The organism is Microbacterium sp. (assembly GCF_047606685.1).
Classification (GTDB): Bacteria; Actinomycetota; Actinomycetes; order Actinomycetales; family Microbacteriaceae; genus Microbacterium.
Genome location: NZ_JASGEC010000014.1, coordinates 1 through 10298 on the forward strand (window position 1 = coordinate 1; position 10298 = coordinate 10298).

At 70.8% G+C, this 10298-nt stretch carries 10 protein-coding genes and 1 pseudogene; 7 read left to right on the forward strand and 4 right to left on the reverse strand.

The genetic code is table 11. The features are described 5' to 3' along the window. Together QM611_RS01610 and QM611_RS01615 are read left to right on the forward strand one after the other, a co-directional pair. Window positions 1-527, forward strand: a pseudogene (locus QM611_RS01610) (hypothetical protein); the annotation flags it as partial. Further along, window positions 517-2406, forward strand: a complete 1890-nt coding sequence (locus QM611_RS01615; protein WP_415078155.1) for an HlyD family efflux transporter periplasmic adaptor subunit — start codon at window positions 517-519, stop codon at window positions 2404-2406. The pseudogene QM611_RS01610 and the gene QM611_RS01615, both read left to right, overlap by 11 nt. 12 nt (window positions 2407-2418) lie before the next feature. Here the strand turns inward: QM611_RS01615 and QM611_RS01620 are convergent, their stop codons facing one another. From QM611_RS01620 to QM611_RS01635, 4 genes are all read right to left on the reverse strand, one after another. Next, window positions 2419-3105, reverse strand: a complete 687-nt coding sequence (locus QM611_RS01620) for a regulatory protein RecX (protein ID WP_415078156.1) — start codon at window positions 3103-3105, stop codon at window positions 2419-2421. Between the two features lies 1 nt (window position 3106). After that, window positions 3107-4153 carry a recombinase RecA gene (gene recA, locus QM611_RS01625; RefSeq protein WP_415078157.1) on the reverse strand — a complete coding sequence of 349 codons (1047 nt, stop codon included), beginning with the start codon at window positions 4151-4153 and terminating at the stop codon, window positions 3107-3109. A gap of 237 nt (window positions 4154-4390) precedes the next feature. After that, a complete protein-coding gene (locus QM611_RS01630; RefSeq protein ID WP_415078158.1) occupies window positions 4391-4615 on the reverse strand; it encodes a DUF3046 domain-containing protein in 225 nt (74 codons plus the stop codon). Between the two features lie 3 nt (window positions 4616-4618). After that, window positions 4619-4927, reverse strand: a complete 309-nt coding sequence (locus tag QM611_RS01635; RefSeq protein ID WP_415078159.1) for a helix-turn-helix domain-containing protein — start codon at window positions 4925-4927, stop codon at window positions 4619-4621. 273 nt (window positions 4928-5200) lie between these two features. On the opposite strand from QM611_RS01635, the gene QM611_RS01640 reads away from it, so the two are divergent. From QM611_RS01640 to QM611_RS01660, 5 genes are all read left to right on the forward strand, one after another. Next, a complete protein-coding gene (locus QM611_RS01640; protein ID WP_415078164.1) occupies window positions 5201-6118 on the forward strand; it encodes a phosphodiester glycosidase family protein in 918 nt (305 codons plus the stop codon). A 4-nt stretch (window positions 6119-6122) separates the two neighbouring features. Beyond that, window positions 6123-7247 carry a glycosyltransferase gene (locus QM611_RS01645; protein ID WP_415078160.1) on the forward strand — a complete coding sequence of 375 codons (1125 nt, stop codon included), beginning with the start codon at window positions 6123-6125 and terminating at the stop codon, window positions 7245-7247. Continuing rightward, window positions 7244-7843, forward strand: a complete 600-nt coding sequence (locus QM611_RS01650) for a DUF4956 domain-containing protein (protein ID WP_415078161.1) — start codon at window positions 7244-7246, stop codon at window positions 7841-7843. Before QM611_RS01645 ends, QM611_RS01650 begins: the two co-directional genes overlap by 4 nt. Beyond that, window positions 7840-8649 carry a polyphosphate polymerase domain-containing protein gene (locus QM611_RS01655; RefSeq protein ID WP_415078162.1) on the forward strand — a complete coding sequence of 270 codons (810 nt, stop codon included), beginning with the start codon at window positions 7840-7842 and terminating at the stop codon, window positions 8647-8649. Before QM611_RS01650 ends, QM611_RS01655 begins: the two co-directional genes overlap by 4 nt. After that, the coding region (locus tag QM611_RS01660) for a carbohydrate-binding domain-containing protein (RefSeq protein ID WP_415078163.1) at window positions 8631-10298 on the forward strand (1668 nt) is incomplete at its 3' end. The genes QM611_RS01655 and QM611_RS01660, both read left to right, overlap by 19 nt.

Genomic DNA, 10298 nt, shown 5'->3' on the forward strand with positions numbered 1-10298 from the left:
GCGGGGCGCCCGGCGGGGGCGGCAGCGCCCCCGAAGGAGGCGGGTCCGACGGCGGGCAGCCCCCGTCTGGCGGCGGCATGCCGTCCGGCGCTCCCGACGGCGCGGCGCCCAGCGGCGCTCCGGACGGAACGGCGCCCAGTGGCGCTCCGGGCGGAGGAGGCCAGCGCACGGTCGGCAAGGTCACGGCCGTGACCGAGACGTCGCTGACCGTGGAGGCCACCGCGCAGGACGACAGCACGTCGTCCACCGAGGTCGCGATCGACTCCGACACCGTCGTGACGGCCACGGTGGATGCCACCGCCGACGACATCGAGAAGGGCCTGTGCGTGACCGCGATGGGCACCGCCGACGAGACGGGCGGCTACGACGCGACATCCCTCACTCTCTCCGATCCGGATGACGAGGGCGAGTGCAGCACCGGCTCCGGCCGCCCCGAAGGCGGCCAGGGCCCCGGCGGCGGCCAGGGCGGCGACGGCGGCCAGGGCGGTGGCGACCAGAGCGGCCAGGGCGACTCGAATGACTCCTGACTCGGATGCGAAGGCCGCCGGACGCGTCCGCGCGGCCTTCGCCCGCGGGGCGGGCACCGCACGGACGCTGCTGAGCACCCGCCGCGGCAAGCTCATCGCGCTGGCGACCGCGACGGTGGTGGCGCTCGGCGGCGTGACCGCCACCGCGCTCTCCGCGAGCGGTGACGACGGCAGCCGTTACCGCACCGCGACCGCCGAGCAGGGCACGGTGGCCGAAACGCTGTCGCTGACGGGCCAGGTGTCGTCCAGCACCAGCGCGGACGCCGCATTCCAGGTGTCCGGCACCGTCGACGAAGTGCTCGTGGAGCTCGGCGACCAGGTCGACGCCGGCGATCCTCTCGCGACGCTGGACACCACCGATCTCGCTTCTGCCGTGGCAGACGCGCGAGACGCGCTGGCCCAGGCCAAGCAGCAGCTGGAGGACGACCTGACCACGCAGAGCAGCGGGTCGTCGACAACGTCGAGCTCGAGCGGCGGGAGCAGCAGCAAGAGCTCGGGAAGCAGCGGATCGAAGTCGAGTCGGAGCAAGACGGACTCGGCGGACAGCGACAGCGACGACTCCGAGAGCGCGGAGGACTCAGACTCCTCCGAGGACTCGGACTCCACCGAGGACTCGGACGACTCGGACGAGTCGGACTCCTCCGAGGACTCGGACGACTCGGACGCCGCCGTGGAGGATGCGTCGCAAGATGTGGCCGACGCGCAGTCCGCCCTGCTCGCGCAGTACGAGGCGGCCGTGGCGGCGCAGGAGGCGTCGAGCGAGGCGGCCACCCTCGCAGACGAGCTCTGCGCGCCGTTCATGAACGCGACAGTGGAGGACGACGAGAGCGCCGGCGACGACCTCGCCGACACGCAGGCGGCGCTCGCCGATTGCCAGGCCGCGATCGCCGACGCCGCAGACAAGCAGCAGCAGACGGCGAGCGAGCAGGCCGCGCTCAACGACAAGGCGACCGCTTTGGACAGCGCCGTCACGGCACTGCGGCAAGCTGTCGCGGACGCGCTCGCGAGCACGTCGACCACGACGAGCTCGTTGCCTTCCTCGACCGGGTCCGGCCTGACCATCGTCACAGCGTCAACGGTCTCCACCGCCCAGGACGACTCCGGCGGCTCCAGCGGGACGTCGTCCCAGGACGCCACCATCACGTCGGAGACGATTCTCGCCGACCGCGCGCAGATCGATCTCGCCAAGGCTGAGCTGGCCATCGCCAAGCAAGACCTGGCCCTGGCCACACTGAACAGTCCCGTCTCGGGAACAGTGGTGTCTGTGGGGATTGCCCCTGACGACAGCGTTTCGGCCGGCTCCGACACCGCGGTCGTCACGGTGCAGGGATCGGGCGGATACATCGTGGAAGCGACCGTTCCGCTGGCGCGGATCGAGAGCGTCTCGGTCGGCCAGTCCGCCGATGTCGCGCTGCCCGCCCTCGGGTCGGACTACACGGCCACGGTGGCATCGATCGGCGTGCTGGATGTGTCGTCGACGGCGACTCCCGCCTACACCGTCACACTTGCCCTCGACGCCGATGACGACGACGTGATCCGCGTCGGCGCCACCGCCGACGCGACAGTGGCGCTGGCCTCCGTCGACGACGTGCTGACGGTGCCGACCTCCGCGGTGACGGTAGCGGGCTCCCAGGCCACTGTCCAGGTGCTGACGGGTGGCGAGGTCGTCGCGACGCCCGTCGAGTTGGGCGCGATCGGCACGGAGCGCACAGAGATCGCCAGCGGAATCGAAGCCGGCGACACGGTCGTGCTTGCCGATCTGACGCTGCCCATCACGTCGGACAGCAGCAGCAGCACGTCGTCAAGCCTCAGCGACCTCGGGGACTCGCAACGCAGCGGACCGCAGAGCGGAGCCGGCGGCGGGCCGCCCGGGCGATGACGTCGGCGCTCGTCACTCGAACCGCACGGAGCGCGCGCCGGCCCCGCGGGAGGGCTCGTCGAGTGCCTGCCGGGCAACGGAGAGGGCGACAGCGCCGAAGCCACGGCGGGCGAGCTGGCCGGCGAGCCGGCGCTCCGCCGTGGCTCGATCAAGGCCTGCCATGCTCCTCGCCTTTCCGCGGGCGAACTCGAGAGCGCGCTCCGCGTCGTCGTCGGGCAGCCCGATGAGCGCGGCATCCGCGATGTCGCGCGGGATGCCGCGCATGGTGAGTGTGCGCGCGATGGCCGTGCGCCCCTGGGCCCGCCGATCGATCGCCGTGTGCACAAGCTGCTCGGCCAGCCGCGCGTCGTCGAGGTAGCCACGCCGGCAGAAGGCCCCGAGCAGAGACTCGACATCGTCGGGCGCGAGATCGCGCTCGGCGACGAGTCGCCGCGCCTCGGCGACCGACAGCTGCCGCGTGCGCAGGCGTTTGAGCAGGTTGCGCTCGGCGATCTCACGCTCGATCGCGCCGCACTCGTCGTGACCCACTTCGTCGCCGTCGAAGCTGTCTTCGTCGTCCCAGGCCGAGTGCCACGCTGGCGGCCCTTCGACAAGCTCAGGGGCCGGGACAAGCCCAGGGGCTGGGGCAAGCCCAGGGGCCGACTGGCCGAACAGGGGGATGACGGGCGCGAGCCCGCCATTCCCGCGCTGCTCAGTCATGTCACGCGGGACGACGCGCGGCCAGCTCGTCGGCGATCGACGCCTCGGTCGGCACGCCGATGCCGAGCTTGGACTTGATCTTGGACTCGATCTCGGCGGCGACGTCGTCGTTCTTGATGAGGAAGTTGCGCGCGTTCTCTTTGCCCTGCCCCAGCTGCTCGCCGTCGTAGGTGTACCACGCACCCGACTTCTTCACGATGCCGTGCTCGACGCCGAAGTCGATGAGACTGCCCTCGCGGGAGATGCCGGTGCCGTACAGGATGTCGAACTCGGCCTGCTTGAACGGCGGCGCCATCTTGTTCTTCACGACCTTCACACGAGTGCGGTTGCCGACGGCATCCGTTCCGTCCTTGAGGGTCTCGATGCGACGGATGTCGAGGCGCACCGACGCGTAGAACTTGAGCGCCTTGCCGCCCGCCGTCGTCTCGGGCGAGCCGAAGAAGACGCCGATCTTCTCGCGCAGCTGGTTGATGAAGATCGCCGTGGTCTTCGTCTGGTTCAGGCCGCCGGTGAGCTTGCGCAGCGCCTGCGACATGAGCCGGGCCTGCAGGCCGACGTGCGAGTCGCCCATCTCGCCCTCGATCTCGGCCTTCGGCACGAGCGCGGCGACCGAGTCGATGACGACGAGGTCGATGGCGCCGGAGCGGATGAGCATGTCGGCGATCTCGAGCGCCTGCTCGCCGGTGTCGGGCTGCGAGACCAGCAGCGAGTCGATGTCGACGCCGAGCTTCTGCGCGTACTCGGGGTCGAGCGCGTGCTCGGCGTCGATGAACGCGGCAATGCCGCCCGCGCGCTGCACGTTCGCGATCGCGTGAAGTGTGAGCGTGGTCTTTCCGGACGACTCAGGGCCGTAGATCTCCACGATGCGGCCGCGAGGCAGTCCGCCGACGCCGAGGGCGACGTCGAGGGCGATCGAGCCCGTCGGGATGACCTCGACCGGGGCGCGCTCGTCGCTGCCCAGCCGCATGACCGAGCCCTTCCCGAACTGCCGGTCGATCTGGGCGAGGGCCGTGTCGAGGGCCTTCTCGCGATCAGCGGGTGATGGCATGGCGTGCTCCTTTTGCTCGCGTTCCGCCGCCTATAGGCTGTCGCGCTCCTCCTCGTGTGAATCGGATGCTGCGACAAGGCGTGAGGTGTTCTGTGACGCCGTTCACGCTACGACGGGCTTCCGACATCCGGTCGGTTTCCGCGGAATCTGTGGACAGACGCTTCCTCGACACCTCTTGTGCAGCAGCCTACGCCGCGTTAGAACGCACGTTCGAGAGCGACACGCCGCAAGGGAATGTCAATTGCGGCGCGACTCAAGACGCCCGACACCGTGCCGGCGCTCGTGCGGAACATCCGTCTGGGCGCACAGCGCGAGCCACACGTCGCGCGCCGGCTCCCCCGCGTCGAGTGCCTCGGCGGCAGTGCGGTGCCCGAGTGCTGTCAGCGTGAGGTCGGCGACCAGGGAGTCGCCCCGCCGGCCGAACTCGTGCTCGACGGCGCGCTGGAACTCGGAACGGCGCAACAGTCAGCGCAGCGAGAGCTCGACATCGACCGACGCCACAAGGTCGTCCGGAACGACATCGGGGAACGGCTGGATGCCTTCGAGCACCGCGATGCGCTCGCCCACCTCGCGCATGATGGTGGAGATCGGCACGTCGAGCGCTTCGGCGACCGAGGCGAGGATCTCGCTCGACGCCTCCTTCTGGCCGCGCTCGACCTCGCTGAGATAGCCGAGGGCGACGCTCGCGCGACCGGCGACCTGGCGCAGCGTGCGCCCCTTCTGCAGGCGGAGATCCCGCAGAACATCCCCGATCTCTTGACGAACCAAGATCATGCGGGTCCCCTCCTCACGTGCGATCTGTGCCTTGTCTCGGGTGGACAACAGTACTCCACTCGTTTTTGCCAATCTAACCCCCCGGGCTCGGGGATGGCTGAGAATCACCGATTGTAACGGCGGCGAAATCAAACGTATTCCACGTGACACGGGCACGGAATCCACAACCGCCGCTTAAGCCGGGCCGAGGGCGGTCACGGGCACGGCGGGTACCCATGAAGCATGGACTCGACTCGCAGACGACGCCCCAAGGCCATTCTCCTCGCCAGCGTGATGATGGTGACCCTGTCGGCGGGCGGCGCCGCCGTCTGGGCAGCGGAACGGTTCCTCGTCGAGCACGTCGAAGTGGAGGACGTCTCCGCCTACGAGGCCGAGCACTCCACGGTCGAGCAGGCGGCCACCGCCGATGAAGAGGAGACTGCCGCCACGAGCGAGGAGAGCGTGCTCACCGACGACTCGTTCAGCGACGGCAGCACGTCGGTGGAGATCTCGACCGTCACCACGGGCTCCGGAGACGACACCGTGACCTACTACGTGGCAGACGTCACGCTGTCGGACGCCACCGCGCTGCGCAGCGCGTTCGCCAAGGACCAGTTCGGGGAGAACATCACCGAGCGCACCAGCGAGATCGCCGCCGACAACGACGCGGTGTTCGCCGTCAACGGCGACTACTACGGCTTCCGCGACACCGGCATCGTGATCCGCAACGGCGTCGTCTACCGCGACGAGCCGGCCCGCGACGGCTTGGTGTTCTACACCGACGGGAGCGTGGAGGTGTACGACGAGACCGCGACCAGCGCGGACGAGCTCGTCGCCGACGGCGCGTGGAACACCCTGAGCTTCGGACCTGCGATCGTGGAGGACGGCGCGGTGGTCGCCGGCATCGAGGATGTCGAGATCGACACCAACTTCGGCAACCACTCGATCCAGGGCGACCAGCCGCGCACCGCGGTCGGCGTCATCGACGACAACCACCTTGTGTTCGTCGTTGTGGACGGCCGGCAGTCCGGCTACAGCGAGGGAGTCACCCTGACCGAGCTCGCCGACATCATGGTCGGCCTGGGCGCCACGACCGCGTACAACCTCGACGGGGGCGGATCGTCCACGATGTACTTCAACGGCGACCTCGTCAACCAGCCGTCCAACGGCGGCGAGCGCGGGACGAGCGACATCCTCTACATCGCGGGGTGACATCGTGATCGTGCTGATCCCCGCCTACGAGCCCGGGCCCGGGCTGGTGCAGCTGGCCGCAGACCTGCAGGCCGACGCGGATGCGGAAGTTGTCGTGGTCGACGACGGCAGCGGACCCGCCTACGCCGCCGTGTTCGACACGGTGGCGGCCACCGGCGCCACCGTGCTGCGGCACGAGCGCAACCGGGGCAAGGGGGCAGCGTTGAAGACGGGCCTCGCCTACGCGCTGGCCGCCCGCCCGGGAGAGGATGTCGTGACCGCCGACGCCGACGGCCAGCACACCGTGCACGATATCCTCCGCGTCGCCCGCGCGATCCGCGACGACGCGGCGAGCGGGCATCCGTCGCTGGTCCTCGGCTGCCGTCGGTTCGCAGGCGCCGTGCCGCTGCGCAGCCGCGTCGGCAACGGTATCGCCCGCGGCCTGTTCCGCCTGGCGGCGGGCTGGCAGCTGTCCGACACCCAGACCGGGCTGCGCGGCATCTCGGCCAGCGCGGTCGCGTGGGCGCGGGAGCAGCCCGGCGAGAGGTTCGAGTACGAGCAGAACGTGCTGCTGCGGTGCCGGCGCGCAGGCCTCGCCACGCGCGAGGTGCCGATCCAGACCGTCTACGTGGAGGGGAACGCCTCGAGCCACTTCCGACCTGTCGTCGACTCGCTGCGGGTCGCGGTCCCGCTCGTGCGGTTCGCCGGATCGTCGCTGCTCGCGTTCGCGGTCGACACGATCGCCCTCCTCGTGCTCACGGCGCTCACCGGCCTGCTCGTCCCGTCGATCATCGCGGCGCGGATCCTCAGCGCGTCGGTCAACTTCGCGGTGAACCGGCGCCTGGTCTTCCACGCCGACGGCGGACGCACCGTCGGGCAGGCGGTCCGCTACGCGGCTCTCGCTATCGCGCTGCTCGCGTCGAACATCGTGTGGCTCACCGCGCTCACCGAGATGGGGCTCCCGCTGGTCGCCGCGAAGATCGCCACCGAGGCCGTGCTGTTCGTCACGAGCTACAGCGTGCAGCGCAGCATCGTCTTCGGAGCCGGGGCCGAACCAGGACTCGTACCCGGCGCCGACGCCTGTCATAGCGAGCGCATAGCGTCGGCCCGTCGAATGGATGCAACGACATCTCCTGGAAGGCAGCCATGACCACCACCGCGCTCATCCTCATCGGCATCGACGTGACCGCCGCGCTCATCCTGAGCCTCGCCCTCTACTACCGCCGCCACCACCGCCGCGACCTCCTGGTCGCCTTCCTCGGGGTGAACATCGGCGTGCTGGCGGTGTCGACGGTGCTCGGCACAGCCGAGGTGGCGCTGGGGCTCGGACTGGGCCTGTTCGGCGTGCTGTCCATCATCCGGCTGCGCTCGTCGGAAATCTCCCAGCGCGAGGTCGCCTACTACTTCGCGGCGCTCGCGATCGGGCTGATCGCCGGGCTGCCGCAGACCGACCCGTGGCCGGCGACCGCGCTCATCGCCCTCATCCTCGTGGTGATGTGGGCCGCCGACCATCCCGCCCTGCTCTCTCGCAGCCGCCACCAGATCGTGCGCCTGGACCGCGCGTTCTGCGACGAGGGCGAGCTGCGCGAGGCGCTCGCCGAGACCCTCGGCGCGGAGGTCACCTCGCTGAGCGTCCAAGAGCTCGACCTCGTCAACGACACGACGCTGGTGGATGTCCGCTACCGGGTCGCCACGCGCAGCATCGCGACCGCGCGCATCGCCGAGCGAGCGGGGGTGGCGTCATGAGCGCCCTGCGCGACTTCGACGCCGTGAGCCTGGACGAGCTTGTCGCCGGCGCGTCGCTGCTCGCGCGCGTCGACCGCAAGTATGTCGTCCCCCGCGCCCGCATCGACGAACTGCTCGCCGTGCTCGACCCGCGCACGCGGGTGCTGGAGATCGACGGCGACCGCGACTTCCGCTACGAGTCGGTGTACTTCGACACCCCCGAGCTGCTGAGCTTCCACTTGGCGGCCCGGCCGCGCCGCCGCCGCTTCAAGCTGCGCACGCGCACCTATGTCGACACCGACGCCGCCTATCTCGAGCTGAAGACGCGGGGCGCGCGCGGGAAGACCATCAAGGAGCGCGACCCGTACGCCGTGGCCGAGCGCGCGCTGCTCACCCCGCGAGCGCGCGAGGAGGTCGATGCCGCGCTCGAGTCCGTCGGCATCGGGGCGGGGCACGCCGACCGCCTCGACGCGACCCTGACGACTCGGTACCGCCGAGCCACGCTCCTCGCGCCGAACGGCGCGGCGCGGGCCACCATCGACACCCACCTGACCTGGCTCGGCGCGGACGGCGTCGGCTTCACCCTGCCGAACGTCGCGATCATCGAGACCAAGTCGCCGTCGACAGCGTCGGACATCGACCGGCTGCTGTGGCGCTCAGGGCATCGACCGACCGCTGTCAGCAAGTACGCGACCGGGCTCGCCGCCCTGTATCCGCGGCTTCCCCGCAATCGTTGGGCGCGCCTGCTGCGCGGCCCGTTCTCACCCACCCATGCCGTCCCGGCCACCGCCGGTCTCGAGGAGGCGCCGTGCTCCGCCGCCGCCTGACCATCGCGGCCGTCCCGCTCGCGCTCACCGGGCTCGTGCTGGCCGGCTGCGCCAACACAGCCGGCGGCGGGACCTCGACTGCCCTCGCGACCGACTCCGACCTGCGCGCCGACGCGGTGCTCGCCGCCAACACCGAGGCCACCGTCGTCGACGACGACGCGTGGTCGGAGGCCGACGCTGTCGACATCGCGCTGAACGGCTCGTCGGCGGCATCCGACTCCGACGATGTCACGGTCGACGGGTCGACGGTCACGATCACCGCCGCAGGCGTGTACCGGCTGTCCGGATCGCTGGACGGCCAGGTCGTGGTCGCCGCGCCCGACGACGCGCAAGTCGTGCTCGTGCTCGACGAGGCGACCATCACGGCATCCGACTCCCCCGCCATCACCGTCACCACCGCCGACGACGTGGTGATCGCCGTGGAGGGCGCGAACACCCTGTCGGACGCCTCCTCTTACGCCGACGACGCGGACGCCAACGCGGCCGTGTACGCGGACGCCGACCTGACCGTCACCGGGACCGGCTCGCTCGACGTGTCGGGCAACGGCAACGACGGCATCGCCAGCACCGACGATCTCGTCATCCTCTCCGGCGAGATCACGATCGACGCCGCCGACGACGGACTGCGCGGCAAGGACGCGCTCGTCGTGGAAGGCGGCACGATCGTTGTCGACGCGGGCGGCGACGCGCTCAAGAGCGATCAGGACGAGGATGCGGCGCAGGGCTACATCTGGATCTCCGGCGGCGAGCTCACCCTCACCAGCGCCGACGACGGCCTGGCCGCGGCCACCGACGCGGTGGTCACCGGCGGCACGATGGACATCACCGCGGGGACGGATGCCACCGCGTCCGACGAGTCGCCGAAGGGAGTCGCCGCGGGCGCCGTGGTCGCGATCGACGATGGCGAGCTCGCCATCGACGCCGCCGACGACGCGGTGCACTCCGACGGATCCGTCGGCATCGGCGGCGGCGCCGTGACGATCGTCTCCGGCGACGACGGCGTGCACGCCGAGCAGACGCTGGAGATCCGCGCGGGCGAAGTCACCGTCACAGAGGCGGTGGAGGGCCTGGAGGCCGTGGACGTCGCGATCTCCGGAGGGACGGTGGATGTCACCGCGAGCGATGACGGCATCAACGCCGCCGGCAACTCCGAGTCGACGGGCGATGGCGGAAAACCGAACGAGGCCGACACGGGCGAGACGCTCGTCGTCTCCAGCGGCACGGTGCGCGTGGTCGGCGAAGGCGACGCGCTGGACTCGAACGGCTCGATCACCGTCTCCGGCGGCGCCGTCTCGGCCTTCGGCCCGACCGGCGGCGGCGAGGGCGCGGTCGACGCGAACGGCGCGATCACTGTCGACGGCGGCACGCTGACCGTCGGGGGCACCGTCATGAAGGAGCCCGCCGGCTCGCAGTCCTGGGTGTCCGCCACCGTCTCGGGAGCAGCCGGCGCCACCGTCGAGGTCGTCGACGAGTCTGGCGAGGTCGTCGCCTCGTTCACCGCGGCGGCAGACTTCGGCTCGGTGTTCGTGAGCGACCCGGCCGTGGCCGCCGACGCCGAGTACACCATCACCGTCGACGGCGCGGAGGCGGCCACGGCGACGGCCGGCTCCGGCGAGTTCGGAGGCGGCGGTCCGGGCGGCGGCGGCCCC